The sequence below is a fragment of the Ralstonia sp. ASV6 genome (genome assembly GCF_016429285.1).
Taxonomy (GTDB): Bacteria; Pseudomonadota; Gammaproteobacteria; order Burkholderiales; family Burkholderiaceae; genus Ralstonia; species Ralstonia flaminis.
The window spans coordinates 30,128-48,923 of record NZ_JAELUI010000006.1; the positions used below are offsets into that span (position 1 = coordinate 30,128).

17 protein-coding genes are annotated in these 18,796 nt (G+C 64.9%); 11 read left to right on the forward strand and 6 right to left on the reverse strand.

Going from position 1 to position 18,796, the window contains the following annotated elements; translation table 11 throughout:
• Nucleotides 1-6: 6 nt before the first annotated feature.
• From JHD73_RS01980 to JHD73_RS01990, 3 genes are all read right to left on the reverse strand, one after another.
• Nucleotides 7-1,164: a c-type cytochrome gene (locus JHD73_RS01980; protein ID WP_199027175.1), complete on the reverse strand. Its 1,158-nt coding sequence runs from the start codon at nucleotides 1,162-1,164 to the stop codon at nucleotides 7-9.
• Between the two features lie 246 nt (nucleotides 1,165-1,410).
• Nucleotides 1,411-1,923: a hypothetical protein gene (locus JHD73_RS01985; protein WP_021193290.1), complete on the reverse strand. Its 513-nt coding sequence runs from the start codon at nucleotides 1,921-1,923 to the stop codon at nucleotides 1,411-1,413.
• Nucleotides 1,924-2,023: 100 nt separating this feature from the next.
• Nucleotides 2,024-2,491, reverse strand: a complete 468-nt coding sequence (locus JHD73_RS01990) for a DUF3293 domain-containing protein (RefSeq protein ID WP_199027177.1) — start codon at nucleotides 2,489-2,491, stop codon at nucleotides 2,024-2,026.
• Between the two features lie 131 nt (nucleotides 2,492-2,622).
• On the opposite strand from JHD73_RS01990, the gene JHD73_RS01995 reads away from it, so the two are divergent.
• From JHD73_RS01995 to JHD73_RS02005, 3 genes are all read left to right on the forward strand, one after another.
• On the forward strand, nucleotides 2,623-3,078 hold the full coding sequence (locus JHD73_RS01995) for a universal stress protein (protein ID WP_199027179.1): 456 nt from the start codon (nucleotides 2,623-2,625) through the stop codon (nucleotides 3,076-3,078).
• A gap of 124 nt (nucleotides 3,079-3,202) precedes the next feature.
• The gene (locus JHD73_RS02000) at nucleotides 3,203-3,901 is read left to right on the forward strand and encodes a YceH family protein (RefSeq protein ID WP_199027241.1); all 699 of its coding nucleotides are present in this window, start codon (nucleotides 3,203-3,205) and stop codon (nucleotides 3,899-3,901) included.
• 212 nt (nucleotides 3,902-4,113) lie between these two features.
• Nucleotides 4,114-4,899 (forward strand): alpha/beta fold hydrolase, encoded by a 786-nt coding sequence (locus tag JHD73_RS02005; protein ID WP_199027181.1) that lies wholly within the window; start codon nucleotides 4,114-4,116, stop codon nucleotides 4,897-4,899.
• A gap of 49 nt (nucleotides 4,900-4,948) precedes the next feature.
• Here JHD73_RS02005 and edd read toward each other — a convergent pair whose 3' ends face one another.
• The gene (edd, locus tag JHD73_RS02010; protein ID WP_199027183.1) at nucleotides 4,949-6,787 is read right to left on the reverse strand and encodes a phosphogluconate dehydratase; all 1,839 of its coding nucleotides are present in this window, start codon (nucleotides 6,785-6,787) and stop codon (nucleotides 4,949-4,951) included.
• A gap of 377 nt (nucleotides 6,788-7,164) precedes the next feature.
• On the opposite strand from edd, the gene zwf reads away from it, so the two are divergent.
• The 4 genes from zwf to JHD73_RS02030 all read left to right on the forward strand — a co-directional run bounded on the left by zwf (nucleotide 7,165) and on the right by JHD73_RS02030 (nucleotide 10,863).
• Nucleotides 7,165-8,634, forward strand: a complete 1,470-nt coding sequence (zwf, locus tag JHD73_RS02015; protein WP_199027185.1) for a glucose-6-phosphate dehydrogenase — start codon at nucleotides 7,165-7,167, stop codon at nucleotides 8,632-8,634.
• Nucleotides 8,634-9,338 carry a 6-phosphogluconolactonase gene (gene pgl, locus JHD73_RS02020; RefSeq protein ID WP_199027187.1) on the forward strand — a complete coding sequence of 235 codons (705 nt, stop codon included), beginning with the start codon at nucleotides 8,634-8,636 and terminating at the stop codon, nucleotides 9,336-9,338. Before zwf ends, pgl begins: the two co-directional genes overlap by 1 nt.
• Nucleotides 9,319-10,374 carry a glucokinase gene (locus JHD73_RS02025; RefSeq protein ID WP_199027189.1) on the forward strand — a complete coding sequence of 352 codons (1,056 nt, stop codon included), beginning with the start codon at nucleotides 9,319-9,321 and terminating at the stop codon, nucleotides 10,372-10,374. The genes pgl and JHD73_RS02025 overlap by 20 nt, the downstream gene beginning before the upstream one ends.
• Before the next feature lie 114 nt (nucleotides 10,375-10,488).
• Complete coding sequence (locus tag JHD73_RS02030) at nucleotides 10,489-10,863, forward strand: CzcE family metal-binding protein (RefSeq protein ID WP_199027197.1); 375 nt, start codon at nucleotides 10,489-10,491, stop codon at nucleotides 10,861-10,863.
• Here JHD73_RS02030 and JHD73_RS02035 read toward each other — a convergent pair.
• Nucleotides 10,848-11,696: a MurR/RpiR family transcriptional regulator gene (locus JHD73_RS02035; protein ID WP_199027199.1), complete on the reverse strand. Its 849-nt coding sequence runs from the start codon at nucleotides 11,694-11,696 to the stop codon at nucleotides 10,848-10,850. The genes JHD73_RS02030 and JHD73_RS02035 overlap by 16 nt on opposite strands.
• Nucleotides 11,697-11,902: 206 nt before the next feature.
• Here JHD73_RS02035 and JHD73_RS02040 point away from each other — a divergent pair, with 206 nt between their 5' ends.
• The 4 genes from JHD73_RS02040 to JHD73_RS02055 all read left to right on the forward strand — a co-directional run bounded on the left by JHD73_RS02040 (nucleotide 11,903) and on the right by JHD73_RS02055 (nucleotide 17,406).
• Nucleotides 11,903-13,627: a S53 family serine peptidase gene (locus JHD73_RS02040; RefSeq protein WP_269848260.1), complete on the forward strand. Its 1,725-nt coding sequence runs from the start codon at nucleotides 11,903-11,905 to the stop codon at nucleotides 13,625-13,627.
• 93 nt (nucleotides 13,628-13,720) lie between these two features.
• The gene (locus tag JHD73_RS02045; RefSeq protein WP_199027245.1) at nucleotides 13,721-14,464 is read left to right on the forward strand and encodes a response regulator transcription factor; all 744 of its coding nucleotides are present in this window, start codon (nucleotides 13,721-13,723) and stop codon (nucleotides 14,462-14,464) included.
• A gap of 2 nt (nucleotides 14,465-14,466) precedes the next feature.
• Nucleotides 14,467-15,783, forward strand: a complete 1,317-nt coding sequence (locus tag JHD73_RS02050; RefSeq protein ID WP_199027201.1) for a HAMP domain-containing sensor histidine kinase — start codon at nucleotides 14,467-14,469, stop codon at nucleotides 15,781-15,783.
• Nucleotides 15,784-15,933: 150 nt separating this feature from the next.
• The gene (locus JHD73_RS02055) at nucleotides 15,934-17,406 is read left to right on the forward strand and encodes a DegQ family serine endoprotease (protein ID WP_199027204.1); all 1,473 of its coding nucleotides are present in this window, start codon (nucleotides 15,934-15,936) and stop codon (nucleotides 17,404-17,406) included.
• Between the two features lie 54 nt (nucleotides 17,407-17,460).
• On the opposite strand, the gene JHD73_RS02060 is transcribed toward JHD73_RS02055, so the two are convergent.
• Nucleotides 17,461-18,780, reverse strand: a complete 1,320-nt coding sequence (locus tag JHD73_RS02060) for a 2-hydroxycarboxylate transporter family protein (RefSeq protein ID WP_199027206.1) — start codon at nucleotides 18,778-18,780, stop codon at nucleotides 17,461-17,463.
• Nucleotides 18,781-18,796 lie beyond the last annotated feature (16 nt).

Genomic DNA, 18,796 nt, shown 5'->3' on the forward strand with positions numbered 1-18,796 from the left:
TCCTCGCTACGGTTTGGCGGCGGTCGATGCAGCGTCGCCACCTTGCGCCTTGATGTACGCCACCAGCGCTGACAGTTCCTGCTCACTCAGATCGAAGTTCGGCATGATCGGCGCGAAGCCTTTCACCACGCGCGCCTTTGGGTCTCGGATAAAGGCACGCAGGTAGGCCTCGTCGGCGGTTGCGGTCGAGCCATCGGCCATGGTCTGGGTGGAGCCGTACAGGCCCTTCCACGTGGGGCCCACGCCGGGGCTGCCGTTGACCGTGTGGCAGGCGACGCAGCCCTTGGCCTGCGCAAGCGTCTTGCCCTGGTCGGCCAACGCCTGGGTGTTGCCACCTGCCGATGCTTGTCCTGCCGACGCGGCCTGCGCCTTGGCTTGCTGGCGTTGCTCAAGCGTAGGTTGTTGCGCCAGCCAGCGCGCGAACGCGGCTTCGTCTTCCACCACCACCACGCCGCGCATGTTGGAGTGACCGATGCCGCAAAGCTGCGCACACAGGATGTCGTATCGGCCTGCCTTGGTGGGCGTGAACCAGAACGTGGTGATCATGCCCGGCACCATGTTCATCCGCGCCCGGAACGGCGGCACATAAAAGTCGTGCAGCACGTCGCGCGAGCGTGTCAGCACCTGGATGGGGCGGTTCAGCGGCAGGTGCACTTCGGGCGCGTCGATCAGGTGGTTGTCGCGCCCGTTCGGGTCAGCCGGATTCAGGCCAAATGGGTTGTCGTCGCTGATGTACTTCACGTCGGTTGTGCCGAGCTTGCCGCCCGCGCCGGCAAAGCGGAAACGCCATTGCCACTGTTGGCCGAGCACCTCCATCTGCAACGCGTTGGCAGGTGGGCGCACGTAATCGGCATAGACGAACAGGCCCGGCGCCAGCAGCGCCGCCACACCCACGGAGGTGATGCCGATCAGCCACCATTCCAGGCGGCGGTTGTGCGGTTCGTAGCTGGCGCGATGGCCATCGCGATGCCGGTAGCGCACCAGCGCCACCACAACGAAGAGGTTGATGGCGATGAACAGTGCGCCGGTGATGATGATGGTGATCGTGAGCGTGTCGTCCATGCGCACCCAGTTGGATGCGATCGGCGTGATCCACCACGGGCTGACAAAGTGAAACCCCACCGCCAGCACGACGATCAGCACAAGCGCAATCGCAAGGGCCATGGGCACCTCCCGCCGAGGATCTTCCTCAACACGCTAAAGACAGGCTAGGTCGCGTACTCGTATCGTGCAAGGCAACGAAAGGAGGACGCGCGCCCGGCATGCGGATTGCGCGAACACATGCCCGACGTGCTGCACTGCGGTGCTGCGATGCAATGCAAAACGGCCGCCTGCGGCATGTGTTGCCGCAGGCGGCCGTCTCCTGATGGCGCCGGATATCTTGCGGCGCCGCAGGAAAAAAACGGCGCGTCAGTGCATCGTTTCCTGGGCGCGCCGCTCCAGCATGCCGTACGTGACGGCGGTCACTGCGCCAAACAGCAGGTTCGCCAGCAATGGCCCGGAGCCGCGTTCCGATGCAAACCACGGAAACACTGCCGTCATGCCGTAGAAGTTGACGACGTAGGCCACGATCCCGAAGGCCAGCCCGATGGCAGCGAGCATGCCCATGCTCGAATCGAAATGGAACGGCGCGATGATGGCCCCGAGAATCATCCCCATGATGGCGCCCAGCACGAAGTGCAGCACCAGCGCCGTCGCCACGATGCCGAAGCTGAACAGCGACATCTGCTCAAGCGCCCCCTGGCCCATGATCATGGCCGCGATCTTGTGCGTCGGGCGCCAGGGGCTTTCATTGAGCACCATGGTCGACCAGAAGAACTCCAGCACGATGACCAGCGCGCCACCCACAATGCCTGCCACGCCCGCAGCCAGCCAGTCGGGCATGCGGCGCTCCCAATGATGGGATTGCATATGCAGTTCCATACGAACCTCCTGCTGATGTATCCGCGTCAGCACTTAAGCATCGGGAGCGCCACTTGCTGTGCTCTCGAGCGCCACTCGCTTCAGTGCGATCTTGCGTAACTCAGTCTGGCAGATACGGGTGCCAACGCAAGGTACAAAAACCCTGCGCATCACACAGCACCACGGCGTTCTGCTCGAAGGTCAGCATCAGGGTGTTGGCGATCGTCGGGTCGTCGATGAAGAGCAGCAGGCTGGGCTCCGGTGCCCACGTATTGGATGTGCCCGCGGGTGTGTTTTCAGGTGGGCCGCCGTCGCCCGTGAGCCACGACATGCCGCGCGCGATGGCCCAGGCAAGCAGCTCGGCCTGGCGTGCGGCGTTCTCTTCTGCAGAGACCGGGTGGGAGAACGGTTGATACGCCGTCACGAAGGCAGCCCATGGTGCTTCAGCCTGTGCGAGCAGCGCGGCCACACGCGGGCTGGCGGCGTCGATGGGCAGCAGCACATCGCCTTGCGGCGATGCGACGCGATATCGTGCGCTGCGGTACGCGGCGATCAGTTCAGGTGTGAGGGCGGGGGGATGACGGTGCATTGTTGTGTCACTTGGGCACGTCCATCTGATTTGGCGCAACGCAAAAGGGCTGCGGATGTCACAGAATACGCATGTGCCGGCAAAGCCGTGCCATCGCAATCATCCCAACCCCTCTCCTGCGAGGCTTGAACATGTACAAGAAGATCCTGGTCGCCGTGGACGGCAGCGAAACCAGCAAACTGGCCCTGGCCGAAGCCGTGCGCCTGGCCAAGGCTTTCCAGAGCACCGTGCGCGCCGTGTATATCGTCGACAGCCCGGCCATGCTGTTCGACGTCGGCTACTACGACCCGACCGAGCTGCGCAAATCGTTCGTCCAGGCTGGCACGGCGCTGCTGGCGGATGTTGGCTCCGCGCTCACCAAGGAAGGCCTGACGTACGAGACCACGCTGGTGGAAACCGAAAGCGTGGGCGAAGACGTGGCGGGCGCCCTGCAGCGCGAAGCCGCACAGAGCGGCGCTGATGTGGTCGTGATCGGCACGCACGGCCGCCGTGGTCTGGCGCACGCCATGCTGGGCAGCGTGGCCGAGAAGTTCATCCGCCAGGCCACCACGCCGGTACTGCTGGTGCGCGGGCCTGCCAAGGGCTGAAGCAACACCGGCCCGATGGCGACGGGTGCCTCCGCTTATGCCGGATATCATGTTGGGATCACAGGCCGCTGCCTAACCGGCGCACGACCGGCCTCGCTCCCAACACATCCGTCGCTATCCCATGATGAACGTCAATCCCGATGCGCCCGCGCGCCGTGCCATTCGCACCCTCACTGCACTTGAAGGACGCGTGCTCGGCGTCCTGGTCGAAAAGCAGAAGACGGTGCCCGACACCTACCCGCTGACGCTCAACGCGCTAGCGGCCGGCTGCAATCAGAAGACCGCGCGTGCCCCGGTAATGACCGTTACCGAAGCCGAGATCCTTACCGCCATCGACGGACTGAAATCGCTGAGCCTGGTCATGGAAGGCAGCAGCAGCCGCGTGCCGCGCTTCGAACACATCATGAAGCGCGTGCTTGGCATACCAGATCAATCCATTGCGTTGCTGACCGTGCTGTTGCTGCGCGGCCCACAGACCGCCGCCGAATTGCGCCTGAACGCGGCAAGGCTCCACGCCTTTGCCGACATTTCGTCTGTCGAAGCGTTTCTGGAAGAGATGGCCGAAAGCGATCCGCCGACCGCTGTGAAGTTGGCGCGCACGCCGGGCGAGCGTGAAAGCCGTTGGATGCATCTGCTGTGCGGTGAAGTCACGCAGACCGACATGGCGCAGAGCAGCGCTGGCGACGAGACCGTCGCGCCTTCCGAGTTCGAAGCGCTCAAAGCGGAGCAGAAGCGCTTGGCCGACCAAGTGGCCCGGCTTCAAGCGCTCGTCGAACAGATGGCCGGGGAGTTGGGCATCTCGATTGACACGTCGACGCTGTAAGCACCGCCGGTCAAGCTCGGTCAATGTGATCCTTGGTCGACATTATTTGTCATTCTCAGATAGTATTGGCCCACCCTCACGCAATGCGGTTCCGCGCTGAGGCATGGACTCAATCGATCCTGTCCAGAAGCGGCTGAGTGATGGGTCCCGAATGCGGATCGCATCAGGCTGTGACGACCACAGGTCAATACCGGCAATAGAGGATGCACGAGATGACGACGATTAACGTCGCAGGTACGAGCGTGAACTATTCGGCAACGGGTGCGGGCCTGGGCCTGGTGTTCGTGCACGGAACAAGCGTTGATGCGCAGGGCAATTTCGGCCACGTGGTCGACCGCTTTGCCGACCAACGGCGGGTGATCTGCCCCAACTACGGCGGGGCCGGTAATTCGACGATCCCCGATGGGAGTCTGGTGCTGGACACTCTGGTGGAGCAGATTGCCGGAACGATTCGCCATGCGGCGACAGCCCCGGTCGATTTGGTTGGCGACTCGCTTGGCGCTGTGGTTGCGGCCGCGACGGCAGCGCGCTATCCGGCGTTGGTGCGCAAGCTGGTGCTGGTAGCAGGGTGGGCTGACAGCGGCGATGCGCGGCACAAGATGGTGTTCGATACCTGGGCGCGCCTGGAGGCGAGCGATGCCGAACTCGCGAGCCGCTATGGCATGGCACTGGCTGTGAAGCCCGCGTTCCTCACCGCGCTCGGCGAGGCCACGATTGCAGCGTTGAGCCGCCAACCCGCTCCGTCGGAGACAGGACGGCGCATTGACCTGGGTTCGCGCATCGACATACGCGACGCGCTGCGTACGATTACAGCGCCGACGCTGATCATTCGCGGATCACACGACTATTTGATCCCGCCCTATCAAACTGCGCTGCTACGCACGCTGATCAACAACAGTCAGGACGTGGAAGTCGACAGCGGCCATGCGGTCTTTCTCGAACAGGGCGATGAGGTGGTGGCGATCATCCGGGAATTTCTGTTCGACCGCGCGATGTAGCTGGCTATGTGCAGGCCCGGGCATCGCGCCCGCACACATTGTCATCAACTCACGCGCCTGCCGACACAAACAACGTGCACGCCCCTTCTTCCGCCGCCGACACATTGCGGCGGAAGCCCGAGAACAGGTCCCGCCCAACGCCCGCGTGGTAGTGCGCCAGGCTCGGCGTCGTTACCTGGCGGGCATTCCATTCCGCCTCCGGCACACGCACCGACAGCGTGCCGGCTTCGGCATCCAGCACGACGACATCACCGTCGCGCACGCGCGCCAGCGGGCCACCGTTGAGCGCTTCCGGCGTGATATGGATGGCGGCCGGCACCTTGCCCGATGCGCCCGACATGCGGCCGTCCGTGACCAGCGCCACCTTGAAGCCGCGCTCCTGCAGCACCGACAGCGTGGGCGTGAGCTTGTGCAGCTCGGGCATGCCGTTGGCGGCCGGGCCCTGGTACGGCAGCACGGCCACGAAATCACGCTCCAGCTCGCCGGCCTTGAAGGCGTGGATCAGGTCATCCTGCGCGTGGAAGACGCGTGCCGGGGCTTCCACAAAGCGGTGCTCCGGCTTGACTGCCGACACCTTGATGACCGAGCGCCCGAGGTTGCCGTCCAGCACACGCAGGCCGCCATCTGCCGAGAACGGCTCGGCCACGCCGCGCACGATGTTGGTGTCGAGCGAGGCTGCCGCACCATCGCGCCACACCAGCGTGCTGCCTTCCAGGAAGGGCTCTTGCGCATGACGGCGCAGACCCTTGCCCATGACGGTGGTCACGTCGTCGTGCAGCAGGCCGGCGTCGATCAGCTCGCGAATCACGATCGACAAACCGCCGGCCGCCTGGAATTCGTTCACATCGGCCTTGCCGTTCGGGTACACGCGCGCCAGCAGCGGAATCACGCCCGACAGATCGTCGAAGTCGTCCCATGTGAGCAGAATGCCTGCCGCGCGTGCCATGGCAATCAGGTGCAGCGTGTGGTTGGTCGAGCCGCCCGTCGCCAGAAGGCCGACGATGCCGTTGACGAAGGCACGCTCATCCAGTACATCGGCAATCGGCGTGAACTGGTCGCCGCCGTACACGAGCTTGAGCACCTGGCGGGCGGATTCGCGCGTGAGCGCTTCGCGCATCGGCGTGCCCGGGTTGATGAAGGCGGTGCCCGGCAGGTGCAGGCCCATGACCTCCATCAGCATCTGGTTGGAGTTGGCCGTGCCGTAGAACGTGCACGTGCCGGCACCGTGGTACGACTTGGATTCGGCTTCCAACAGATCGGCGCGCGAGAGCTTGCCCTCGGCATAGAGCTGGCGCGTGCGGGCCTTCTCGTCGTTGCTCATACCGGTGGTCATCGGGCCGGCCGGCACAAAGATGGCTGGCAGATGGCCGAACGACAGCGCGCCGATCACCAGCCCGGGCACGATCTTGTCGCACACACCCAAGTACAGCGCCGCGTCGAACATCTGATGCGACAGCGCCACAGCGGTCGACAGCGCAATCGTGTCGCGCGAGAAGAGCGACAGCTCCATGCCGTCCTGCCCCTGCGTCACGCCATCACACATGGCCGGCACGCCGCCGGCGTACTGCGCGGTGCCACCCGCTTCCAGTGCGGTTTCCTTGATCCACGCCGGAAACGCCTCCAGCGGCTGGTGTGCTGACAGCATGTCGTTGTACGCCGAGACGATGCCGATGTTGGGCCGCTCCAGCGCTTTCAGGCGGATCTTCGCCTCGCCCGGCATGGCCGCAAAACCGTGGGCGAGGTTCGTGCAAGACAGTAGCGAGCGCTCGACCTTGCGGCCGATGTTCTTGCGCGTGACATCCAGATAGGCCTGACGGGGGCCGCGGCTGCGGTCGATGATGCGCTGGGTGACGTCGGCCACAACGTTGTGCAGGCGGTGCAGGGCCATACGGGTTCTCCTGGTGGGGGTCCGGGGTGGGACGGAATGCTGTAATTTTCCTACAAACGGGCCGCTCGTGGTGCAGGGTTTTCCACAGGTGCCGGTTGTGTTCTAACGGCTGAGCACGCGAATTGCGTGCCAGAAGAGGCGCCAACGTTCTCGCTGTGCGGCATTTTCAGCATAGCCCGGTCGATCGGAAAACATTGCCTGGGCGGCCGCAACAACGCCTTGCCTGTGATGTAGTAATACTACAGAATGGGCGAGAAAAGCACGTTGTATCGCTAGCCGCCACAAAACGCGCTCACAATGATTTGGCGCGGTTCCTGCGCGATTGGTGCAGGTTTTCTAGGCTAGCCTAATCGAAGGCTCACACACAGGAGATGACGATGTCGGTGCCCGCATTCGACATGGTGTTGTTTGGCGGTACGGGCGATCTGGCTCGCCGCAAGCTGATTCCGGCCTTGTTCGATGCGCATCAGGGCGGCGAGCTGCACGCGCGCGGGCGGATCTTCGCCATCGGCACGCAGCCGCTGGAAACCGCGGGCTACCTGGCCTTGCTGGAGCGCGAAACGCGGCCGACCATGCGCCTCTACTCCGGCGCACCCGTGTCGGACGACGCCTGGGAGTCGTTTGCCAAGCGCATCGTTTATCAGCAGGTCGATGCCCGCAAACCGGAGCATTTCGATGGGCTGGCCGCTGCGCTGGGTGAGGACCGTGCACCGGTGACCGTGTGCTACCTGGCCACTGCGCCCGGCATTTTCATCGACATCTGCGCGCAGCTCGCCCGCGTTGGCCTGAATACGCCCAACGTGCGGCTCGTGCTGGAGAAGCCGCTGGGCACCGATCTCGCGTCCAACGAGCGCATCAACTCCGCCGTGGCCGAGTTCTTTGCGGAAGAGCAGATCTACCGCATCGACCACTACCTCGGGAAGGAGTCTGTCCAGAACCTGATGGCCATCCGCTTTGGCAACGCGCTGTTCGAGCCGCTGTGGCGCCGCGAGTGGATCAAGGACGTGCAGATCACCATTGCCGAGCAGCTTGGCGTGGAAAAGCGCGGCGATTTCTACGACGGCGTCGGCGCGCTGCGCGACATGGTGCAGAACCACTTGCTGCAACTGCTGTGTATCGTTGCCATGGAGCCGCCGTCGAGCCTGTCGCAAGATGCCATCCGCGACGAGAAGCTCAAGATTCTCAAGGCGCTCAAGCCGATTCCGCTGCAGGAGGTGCCCGAGAAGACCGTGCGCGGCCAGTATCTGGAAGGCGCCATTGCCGGGCAGCCGGTGCAGGGCTATCTGCACGAGCAGGGCATTCCGCCCGACAGCCGCACCGAAACGTTTGTCGCCATCAAGGCCGAGATTGCCAACTGGCGCTGGGCCGGCGTGCCGTTCTATCTGCGCACCGGCAAGCGCATGCCGCAGCGGCTGGCGGAGATCGTGGTGCGCTTTCACGACGTACCGCATGCGTTGTTTCCCAAGCCGCTCATCCAGTTTCCCGAGAACCGGCTCGTCATTCGCTTGCAGCCGGAGGAAAGCATCCGCCTGCAATTCCTGACCAAGACGCCGGGTGCGGCGCTGGGCCTGCAGCCTTCCACGCTGGACCTGGACTTCACCAATCACGGAGGTGTACGCCATGCCGGCGCGTATGAGCGTCTGTTGATGGATGCCGTCAACGGCAAGCTGGGCCTGTTCGTGCGCCGCGATGAGCAAGCCGAGGCCTGGCGCTGGGTCGAGCCGATCATCGAGGCGTGGAATGAAGCGCGCACGCCGCCCAAGGGCTACACGGCCGGTAGCTGGGGCCCGGCTGCATCGAGTGCGCTGCTCTCGCGCGATGCTGCGGCCTGGCACGAGGAAATGTGATGACGATGCAGTGGCACGCCCTGTCTGACACGTCAGCGCAAACGGCAGCCTTGGCGGATGCCATTGCCGGCGCGCTCACGCGTCAGATCGATGAACAGGGCAGCGCGTGCCTGGCTGTGTCGGGCGGGCGCTCGCCCATCGCCTTGTTTGCCGCGCTGCGCGTTCTGCCGTTGCGCTGGGCGGAGGTGTCGATCACGCTGGTCGACGAGCGCGCCGTGCCGCCCGAGCATGCCGACAGCAACGCGCGCCTTGTGCGCGAGCATCTACTGCAGGACGGTGCTGCTGCCGCGCGTTTCTTTCCGCTGGTGCTGCCCGCACACGTGCATGGTGATTCCGTGGATGTGGATGCGTGTGTGGCCACCGCCAACGATCCGTTTCAACAACCCGACGTAGTGATCCTCGGCATGGGGGACGACGGGCATACGGCATCGCTGTTTCCCGATGCGGCAGAACTGGACGACGGCATTGACCGCAAGCATGCGCCCGCGTATTTGCCGGTGCGCCCAGGTGTGGCGCCGCATCGGCGGATCAGCCTGAACCTGTCGGCGCTGTGCGCGGCGCGCCAGTTGTTCCTGTCGATTACGGGGCCGGTCAAGCGCACGGTATTCGACGAGGCTGCGCAGGGCGTGGCGCAGCGCGCGCTGCCGGTGAGCTACATCATTCATCAGCGGGAGGTACCGCTCGATGTCTATTGGACTGCATGAGGTGAGCACGGGCACCGCGGCCGACGTGTCGGCCTACCCGCGCCTGGTGGCTGACGTGGGTGGCACCAACGTGCGCTTCGCGCTGGAGATGGCGCCCATGCGCCTCGCTCACATCGGCGTGTTGGCCGGTGATGACTACCCCTCCCTTGAGGCGGCCATGCGCGCGTACCTTGCAGCGCTGCCGCGCGAGATTGCGGCCGCCGGTGTACGACACGCTGCTATCGGCATCGCCAACCCGGTGCTGGGCGACCAGATTCGCATGACCAATCGCGACTGGGCGTTTTCCATTGAGGCGATGCGGCAGTCACTGGGTTTCGACACCTTTGTCGTGCTCAATGACTTTGCCGCGCTGGCGCATGCGCTGCCGTACTTGCCTGCCGATGAGCTGGAGCAGGTGGGCGGTGGCGGCAGCCTGACCGATGCGCCGCGCGCGCTGCTTGGCGCGGGCACGGGCCTGGGCGTGGCGTCATTGCTGCCCACGCCGGACGGCCGCTTCATCGCCGTGGCGGGTGAGGGCGGCCATGTCGCCTTTCCGCCGATGAACGACGAGGAAGTCGCGATCTGGAGTTTCGCTCGCGACCGCTTTGGTCACGTGTCGGCCGAGCGGTTGATTTCAGGCATGGGGCTGGAGCTGATCTACGAAGCGCTGGGTGCCCGCTTTGACCTGTGGCAGCAAGGCCCCGCCGTGCGCCGCGCCGCAGACATCACCGCCATTGCCCTTGGCGAGATGGAAGACAACCTGGGTGACCACGCACGCTGCCGTTATGCAGTTGACACGTTTTGCGCGTTCCTGGGTACCATCGCGGCCAATCTGGCGGTCACGCTCGGTGCACGGGGTGGCGTGTACATCGGCGGCGGCATTGTGCCGCGCTTGGGGCCGATCTTTGCCAACTCGCCCTTCCGCCGGCGTTTTGAAGACAAGGGCCGCTTTTCGGCCTATGTGGCATCGATGCCGGTGTATGTGATTCACTCGCCGTACCCCGCGCTCATCGGCCTGTGTGCTGCGATGGACCACGCGGTCGCACAAGGGCATTGATCGCGCCCGTATGTGGATGCGGCAGATAATGCGTTTGTCATCCGCGCGCCACGTTCGCGTTGGGGGCCACCTTCTACGCTGACCCTGTCTCTTCTACGACGACAGGAGTTTGCGATGACCTTCTCTGCTTCCTATGTATTGCCTGCGGCATTCTCGCTTGCGGCGTTTTTCAGTGCCAGTCCGGCGTTGGCTGTCACGCAGATGACCGTGCAGGAGGCTGCCCGGCCGAGCGCCTATTCCCACCTGTTCGGCACGCCTGCCGATGCGAAGACGGCCACGCGCACGATCGAACTGCGCGGCCAGAATGTCGTGCGTGTGTCATCGGGGGAGACGGTGGCGTTCAGCAGCGGCACGCGTATCGGCGCATGGAATTTCACGCCGCGCGCTGACAATACAACGGTGGCGCTCAGCGAACTGTTGCCCGCCATGCCCGGCGGTGCGCAGGTCTACGTGTTGATTGAGCGCAGCCCGATCTACTCGGGCAACTGACGGTCCTGCGGGATGGCACTGCCCTTGCGCAGCGCCACTTCCAGCACCAGCGCATCGAGCAGCGCCAGGTGCAGCAGCCGCGCCACCATGGAGCGGTCGGCCACGTTGGCATCCATGTCGGCGGGTAGCACCACATCGGCCAGCGCGGCCAGTGCGCTGTCGGGTGCCGTCACGGCAATCACACGCACGCCCAGTTCACGCACACGCTCCACGGCCGTCTGCAATTCGGGAAGTGCGCCCGATTTGGAAATGGCGATCACCACATCGCCTGCCTGCAACACGTTCAACGACATCGACACGAGGTACGGGTCGCTGTACGCATTGGCGGGAATGCCGTAGCGGAAGAACTTGGTCTGCGCATCGGCCGCCACCACGCCGGAGCTGCCGAAGCCGTACAGGTCGATGCGATGTGCGGCGTCGACCAGTGCGACGGCGGCTTCCAGCGCGCGCGGGTCAAGCCGATCCTGCAACGCGGCGAGTGCGTCGATGGTGTTCTGCAGCACGCGTGTGCCCGGCGGCGGTGCGGCGCGTTCAGGCGCGGCATCGCGTGCGCCGTCGTGCACCACATTGCCCTGCGCCAACCGCAGCTTGAAATCCGACAGGCCGTGACAGCCCATCGAGCGGCAGAAGCGGATCACGGTTGGCTGACTGACACCAGCCTCACGCGCAATGGCCGCCACGGGCAGGCTCAGCACCGTGCCCGGCTGGCGCAGCACCCAATCGGCCACTTGGCGCTCCGCTGGCGACAGTGATGCACGCGCGGTGCGGATGCGCTCGCGCAGGTCGGTCGACGCGTTGGCGGGAGCGGGGGGAGTGGCTGGCAAGGCGCTCATCTGCGCGCGGGTCTCGGGTGGTTGATCGCGTCACGATAAAGGCTTGCGTTGCCTTGTGCAACCGCCTGCTTAGGTGCGGATGGCTCCGCCTGCAACTGTATGTTTTTGCACTGTTGCGGGGGCGAGGTGGTGAATACGGTGAACGACGCCACGGGCGCCACAAGCGCGGTGGCTCCACAACGTCGTACTCCTAAAAGGGACATCCGATGAACCGTACTGCCACCTCCATGCAGCATCTTTCCTCCCTATGCCGTCACCTGGCCAGCGCATGGCCGCTGGTGCTGGCGGCGGGTTCCGTGCATGCCGCCACGGATTGGGTCGACACTCACACCAAGGCCTTTGTCACGGGTCCCCAGCTCATGGCGCGCGGCGCCGCCAATGAGGTCGCACCTGGCCAGACCACCGATGTGCTGATCAGCCTCACACCGCGCAACGAAGCCAAGCTCAAGGCGCTCGCGCATGACGTGAACGACCCGCGCAGCGCGCACTATCGCCAGTACCTCACGAGCGCGCAGTTCCTGGCCGATCATGCGCCCACCCAGGCGCAGGTCGATGCCGTGGTGAGCTATCTGCGCCAGAACGGCTTTATCGACATTGATGTCGCGCCCAACCGGCTGCTGGTGTCGGCACGCGGTACCGCAGGCACGGTCAAGGCCGCGTTCAATACGCCGCTGGTGCACTACCAGTTTGCCGGCCGCAGCGGCTTTGCCAACAGCGGCCGCGCCCAGGTGCCGCGCGCGCTGGGCGGCATCGTGGGCTCCGTGCTGGGCCTGCAGAACGTGACCCGAGCCCGCCCGCTGCTGCGCGTGGGTGAGGTGGCGGAGGCGCGCACGCTGGCTGCGGGCACCGCCACTGGCCACTATCCGAAGGAATTCCCGGCCTTGTACGGCGCTACCGGCGTGCCGACGGCCAGCGGCACCACCATCGGCATCATCACCATTGGCGGTGTGTCGCAAACGCTGCGTGACCTGCGCACCTTCACCAGCAACAATGGCTATGCCACCGTTTCCACGCAAACCATCAAGACCAACGGCACCAGCGGCAACTACGCCGATGACCAGGACGGCCAGGGCGAGTGGAACCTCGACAGCCAATCCATCGTGGGGGCGGCTGGTGGCGCGGTCGGCAAGCTGGCCTTCTACATGGCTGACCTCAACGCGCCGGGCAACACGGGCCTGACCAAGGCCTTCAACAAGGCGGTGTCGGACAACACGGCCAAGATCATCAACGTATCGCTCGGCTGGTGCGAGAACGACGCCAACGCCGACGGCACGCTCAACGCCGAAGAGGCCATCTTCACCACGGCCGCCGCGCAGGGTCAGACCTTTTCCGTGTCTTCCGGTGACGAGGGCGTGTACGAGTGCAACAACCGCGGCTATCCGGATGGCGGCAACTACAGCGTGTCGTGGCCGGCATCGTCGCCGCACGTGCTGGCCATTGGCGGTACGACGCTCTACACCAGCGGTTCGAGCTTCGCCAGCGAAACCGTGTGGAACGAAGGCTTGGACGGCAACGGTAAGCTGTGGGCCACCGGTGGTGGGGTCAGCCAGATCCTGCCGGCGCCGAGCTGGCAGGGCGGCAATGCCCGCCTGCTGCCCGACGTGTCGTTCGATGCTGCACAAAGTACCGGCGCCTATATCTACAACTACGGGCAGCTGCAGCAGATTGGCGGCACCAGCCTGTCGTCGCCGATCTTCGTTGGTTTCTGGGCGCGGTTGATCGCGGCCAACGGCAACCTCGGCTTCCCCGCAGCGCGGCTGTACAGCGCCATTCCGGCCAATGCTTCGCTACTGCGTTACGACGTGGTGTCGGGCAACAACGGCTACCAGGGCTACGGCTACAACGCAGCCCAGGGCTGGGATTACCCCACGGGCTGGGGCAGCCTGAACATCGGTGCGCTGAACCAGCTTATCCAGTCGGGCGGGTTCTGATGCGACGCTAAGATCGCGGGCAGTTTTGCGCAATGCGTGAGCTGCCCGCGTAGCAGTTCTACAATGAGCCTTCCCCGGCTCATTTTTTTCGTCATGCGCGTACTGCTCGTAGAAGACGACGACATGATTGGCGACAGCGTGCGCAAGGGTTTGCGCCACGACGGTTTCGCCATCGATTGGGTGCGCGACGGCGAAGCCGCCGTGCAGGCCGTGATCACGCCCGGCGCCCCCAGCGCCGCCGGCGCTGACCCCGGCACCTCCATGTTCGATCTGATGCTGCTTGACCTCGGCCTGCCCAAGCGCGACGGGCTGGAGGTGGTGCGCGAGGTGCGTCAACGCGGCATCGCTATCCCCATCCTGATCCTGACCGCGCGCGATGCGGTGGCCGACCGCGTGGCTGGCCTCAATGCGGGAGCGGATGACTACCTCGTCAAACCGTTCGACCTGCAGGAGCTGGCCGCACGCATGCATGCGCTGCTGCGCCGTCAGGGCGGCCGCGCCGATCCCCTTATGCGCCACGGCGACGTGCTGCTCAACCCCGTCACGCGCGAGGTGCTGCGCGCGGGCGTGCCGGTCAAGCTGTCGGGGCGCGAATTTGCGGTGCTGCATGCGCTGCTCGCGCGGCCGGGCAAGGTGTGGTCGATCGCGCAGTTGCAGGACAACCTCTATGGCTGGGATGAAGAGGTTGGCAGCAACACGGTGGAGGTCTACATCCACGCGTTGCGCAAGAAACTCGGCAGCCACTTCATCCAGAACATCCGTGGCGTGGGGTATGTGATTCCGCGCGAGACGCTTGCGTCGCCTGCGGAACCTGCCGGCAGCAAAGACCACCAATAGCGATGCAATCGATTCGAAAAACCCTGCGGTGGTGGCTGGCCGGCGGTCTGCTGGCGGCCATCGTTGTGGCGACCGGCCTGATCTACGCGCAGGCGCGCCAGGAAGCCAATGCGCTGTTCGATTACCAGATGCAGCAGGTGGCCGCCGCGCTGCCGAGCCAGTGGATCGATCCGCCGCCGCCCGCGCTGGCCGCCATTGCGGGGGATGACGACGTGGTGATCCGCATCTGGGACGACACTGGCCGTAGCCTCTACCTTTCGCACGCGCGCCCAGACCTGCCCGAGCGCGCCGCACTCGGCTTCTCGGATGTGCGCACGCCCGAGGGCCCATGGCGCGTCTACAGCGTGGCCTATGGACCGGCGGTCGTGCAGATCGCCCAGCCGTACAGTGCACGGCACGAAGTGGCCGCCCGCATGGCGCTGCGCACGGTGGCGCCGTTGTTGATTCTGCTGCCGTTGCTGGGGTGGATTGTGTGGCTGGCGGTGGGGCGCGGGCTGGCGCCGCTGGGCTCGGTCGCCAGGCAAGTGCAGGCGCGTGATGCCGCTGCGCTGTCGCCGCTGCCCACGCAAGGTTTGCCGGATGAGATTCGCCCGCTTACCAGCGCGCTGAATGATCTGCTAGCCCGTCTGGGTGCGGCACTCGCGCATCAGCGTGCCTTCGTTGCCGATGCGGCGCATGCACTGCGTACCCCGCTGGCCGCGCTCAAGCTGCAGTTGCAGGTGGCCGACCGCGCGCAGAGCGAAGACGAACGCCGCGCTGCGCACGCTGATCTGCATCGCGGTGTGGAACGGATGATCCGCCTTGTCGGCCAGTTGCTGACGCTCGCACGGCAGGAGCCGGGCGCGGCAGATACACGGCGCACGCCGGTTGCACTCGATGCAGTGGCGGCCGACGTGGTGGCCGAGCTGTCACCGGCGGCCATGCACAAGGGTATCGACCTGGGCATTGCCATGGAGTCCCAGCCCGCTTCTGTGACGGGCAACGGCGATGCGCTGCGCGTGCTGCTGGTCAACCTGGTCGACAACGCACTCAACTATTGCCCGCGCGGCGCGCGTGTGGATGTATCAACGGGGCATACGCCTGGCGGTGGCGTGCAATTGGTGGTGGAAGACAACGGCCCCGGCATTCCGGCTGAAGAGCGCGAGCGCGTGCTCGACCGCTTCTACCGCCCCGCACAGGCGCCTACTGGCGGCAGCGGCCTGGGCCTGGCGATCGTGCGCGAGATTGCACAGGGGCACGATGCCACGTTGGCACTTGAGGAACGAGAGGGCGGGGGTTTGCGCGTGGTGCTGCGCTTTCCATTCAGGGCAGACGCATAGCCGTCACTCCGCAGAAATACTTTGTTGCATGTGACGCCCGAGCATTTAAGTCTCGATTAAGTTTGCGTGCCTACGATGTTGGCAATCGATGGGCACGACAGGCGACCTTGTCAGTCGTGGCCCGCGTACCCAGCACGAGAGGACACGACAATGACGCGTCAAACCCTGACACGCAGCGCGGCTGCGCTGGCCGCTGTGATGGCCGTTGCAGGCGGTTACGCCTATCTGCAGAAGGACATGATCTCGCACGCGGTGGCAGCACCGCTGGCGCCGGTGGCTGCGCCGGCTGAGGTGGGTGCCCCGATGGCCGTGGCCGCGCCGATGGACTTCTCCGGCATCGTTGAGCGCTATGGCCCGGCAGTGGTCAACATCAGCACCACCGCGCATGCGCAACGCACCAGCATGCAAGGCCTGCCGCCCGGCATGAGCCCGGACGATCCGTTTGCCGAATTCTTCAAGCGCTTCATGCCGCAGATGCCGCAGCAGCGTGGCGACCAGATCGTGCGCGGGCTGGGCTCGGGCTTCATCGTCTCGGCCGATGGGCTGATCCTGACCAACGCGCACGTGGTGGATGGCGCGCAGGAGGTCAACGTCAAGCTGACTGACCGCCGCGAGTTCAAGGCCAAGGTGCTGGGCGTCGACAAACAATCCGACGTGGCCGTGCTACGCATCTCGGCCAGCAACCTGCCTGTCGTGCAGATCGGCAACCCGGCCAATACCAAGGTGGGTGAGCCGGTGGCGGCCATCGGCTCGCCGTATGGTTTTGATAACACGGTCACCGCGGGCATCGTGAGCGCCAAGTCGCGTTCATTGCCAGACGACACGTATGTGCCTTTCATCCAGACCGATGTGGCCGTGAACCCCGGCAACTCGGGTGGCCCGCTGTTCAACGTGCGTGGTGAGGTGATCGGCATCAACTCGCAGATCTACAGCCAGACCGGCGGCTACCAGGGCTTGTCGTTTGCCATCCCGATCGATGTGGCGATGAAGGTGGAGCAGCAGCTCGTGTCCACCGGCAAGGTCACGCGCGGCCGCCTTGGCATTGCGGTGCAGGAAGTCGACCAGTCGCTGGCCGATTCCTTCAAGCTGCCCAAGCCTGAAGGCGCGCTTGTCAACTCGGTGGAGGCCGATGGCCCCGCTGCCAAGGCTGGCCTGCAGGCTGGCGACGTGATCCTGCAGATCAACGGTGCCCGCATTGACCACTCGGGCGACCTGCCAGAACAGGTGGCCGAGATCAAGCCGGGCACCACGGTGCCGATGCAGATCATCCGCCAGGGCAAGCCGACCACGTTGTCGGTAACAGTGGGCGCCGCCAAGGATACGAAGGTGGCTGCCAATGAGAAAGCCGCGCCGGATCAGGGGCGCCTGGGTTTGGCCGTGCGGCCGCTGCAACCGGAAGAGAAGCGGCAGAGCGGTCTGCCCGGTGGGCTGGTGGTGATGGATGCGACAGGCCCCGCTGCCAAGGTCGGCATTCAGCCGGGGGACGTGATCCTGTCGCTCAACGGTACGCCGGTGTCGTCGGCGCAGGAGCTGCGCACGCTGGTAGACCGCGCCGGCAAACACGTCGCGCTGCTGGTGCAGCGGGATGATACGAAGATTTTCGTGCCGCTGGATCTGGGGTGATCTCAGGCTCCATTGATTCGCGATTGGCCAGTCCTGGTGGGCTGGCCATGTTGCTTAGTGAAAGAACTTGAGCAGAATCGTTGCACACACCACCATGGCGGCCCCGCCAATGCGCGTCGAGATCTGCGCAAACGGCATCAAGCCCATGCGGTTCGAGGCGGAGAGGATCGCAACATCCCCGGTGCCGCCCAGCCCGCTGTGGCACGCGGTGACGATGCCCGATTCCACCGGATACAACCCCAACCATTTGCCGACGAAGAAGCCCGAGCCCACCAGCGCCAGCACCGTCGCCGCGCAGATCGCGAAGTAGCCCGGTGTGAAGGCGGCCACCAGCTCCTTCCACGAGACAAACAGCGCGCCCAGGCCGACCAGGATGGCGAACGTCAGGTTGGTCGAGACGAATCGGTACATCTGGTAAGCGCCCAGCTCCATCTTCTGCGGCAGCACCTTCGACACCTTCAGCAGCGCCGCGCTGATGATCATCAGGATCGGCCCCGGAATGCCCGTGAACTTTGCGAGCAGCGCGCCGAAGATGAAGAACGCGCAACTGATCATCAGGCCGGCGCCCATGAGGCTCAGGTTGATGGGCACATCGGTGTGGCTGTTGGTGAGCAGGTCGGCGTCTTTGCCGGACTTGACCAGATCGCCGTTGCCGCTGAGGTGTGGCCGCTTCTCGCCCAGGGTTTTGAGCACACCGCTGGATAGGATGGCGACCACGTTGCCGAGCAATGCAGCCGGCACCAGCATGGCAATCAGTTCCGCCTGCGGCCGGCCCAGGATCTCTGCGTAACCGATCGACAGCGGCAGGATGCCTTCACCAATGCCGCCTCCAACGATGGGGACAACAATGAAGAAGAACGTGTGCTTCGGGTCATAACCGAAGAACAATCCGACGGTGATGCCCGCCACGATGCCCGCCAGCGTACCCACCAGCAGTGGGATGAACATGCGCATGAACCCCTGCACCAGCACGCGGTGGCTCATGCCCAGGATGCTGCCGGCCACCAGGCACGCGATGTACAGATACTGCAGGTTGGCCGTCTTCATGGTGGTGGTCAGCGCCTTCATCATCTCCGGGTCGATCACCTTGTAGCCGACCAGCGCGGACGGCACGAACAGGCACAGGATGGCCGCGCCGCCAATGTGCTTGAACACCGGCAGCCGCGCACCGATTTCGCCCAGCAGGAAGCCGAGCAGCATCAGCACGGCAAAGCCGCCGATCATGTCATTGGGCAGCTTCTTGTTGAGTGCCGCCAGTACGGTGATGACAGCGATCGTCACGTACACGGGCAGCGGCAGCGGGCCGATCCTGTAGTCGATCAACGCGCGCCACAGGCCGGCACGCGTGTCTTGTGCCTGGATGGATACTTGCATGGTTGTCTCCTGGTTT

Excerpts from the sequence above, each read along its gene's own strand:
- JHD73_RS01980 (WP_199027175.1), bottom strand. The coding sequence starts at position 1,164 with ATGGCCCTTGCGATTGCGCTTGTGCTGATCGTCGTGCTGGCGGTGGGG.
- JHD73_RS01985 (WP_021193290.1), bottom strand. The coding sequence starts at position 1,923 with ATGGAACTGCATATGCAATCCCATCATTGGGAGCGCCGCATGCCCGAC.
- JHD73_RS01990 (WP_199027177.1), bottom strand. The coding sequence starts at position 2,491 with ATGCACCGTCATCCCCCCGCCCTCACACCTGAACTGATCGCCGCGTAC.
- JHD73_RS01995 (WP_199027179.1), top strand. The coding sequence starts at position 2,623 with ATGTACAAGAAGATCCTGGTCGCCGTGGACGGCAGCGAAACCAGCAAA.
- JHD73_RS02000 (WP_199027241.1), top strand. The coding sequence starts at position 3,203 with ATGAACGTCAATCCCGATGCGCCCGCGCGCCGTGCCATTCGCACCCTC.
- JHD73_RS02005 (WP_199027181.1), top strand. The coding sequence starts at position 4,114 with ATGACGACGATTAACGTCGCAGGTACGAGCGTGAACTATTCGGCAACG.
- edd (WP_199027183.1), bottom strand. The coding sequence starts at position 6,787 with ATGGCCCTGCACCGCCTGCACAACGTTGTGGCCGACGTCACCCAGCGC.
- zwf (WP_199027185.1), top strand. The coding sequence starts at position 7,165 with ATGTCGGTGCCCGCATTCGACATGGTGTTGTTTGGCGGTACGGGCGAT.
- pgl (WP_199027187.1), top strand. The coding sequence starts at position 8,634 with ATGACGATGCAGTGGCACGCCCTGTCTGACACGTCAGCGCAAACGGCA.
- JHD73_RS02025 (WP_199027189.1), top strand. The coding sequence starts at position 9,319 with ATGTCTATTGGACTGCATGAGGTGAGCACGGGCACCGCGGCCGACGTG.
- JHD73_RS02030 (WP_199027197.1), top strand. The coding sequence starts at position 10,489 with ATGACCTTCTCTGCTTCCTATGTATTGCCTGCGGCATTCTCGCTTGCG.
- JHD73_RS02035 (WP_199027199.1), bottom strand. The coding sequence starts at position 11,696 with ATGAGCGCCTTGCCAGCCACTCCCCCCGCTCCCGCCAACGCGTCGACC.
- JHD73_RS02040 (WP_269848260.1), top strand. The coding sequence starts at position 11,903 with ATGAACCGTACTGCCACCTCCATGCAGCATCTTTCCTCCCTATGCCGT.
- JHD73_RS02045 (WP_199027245.1), top strand. The coding sequence starts at position 13,721 with ATGCGCGTACTGCTCGTAGAAGACGACGACATGATTGGCGACAGCGTG.
- JHD73_RS02050 (WP_199027201.1), top strand. The coding sequence starts at position 14,467 with ATGCAATCGATTCGAAAAACCCTGCGGTGGTGGCTGGCCGGCGGTCTG.
- JHD73_RS02055 (WP_199027204.1), top strand. The coding sequence starts at position 15,934 with ATGACGCGTCAAACCCTGACACGCAGCGCGGCTGCGCTGGCCGCTGTG.
- JHD73_RS02060 (WP_199027206.1), bottom strand. The coding sequence starts at position 18,780 with ATGCAAGTATCCATCCAGGCACAAGACACGCGTGCCGGCCTGTGGCGC.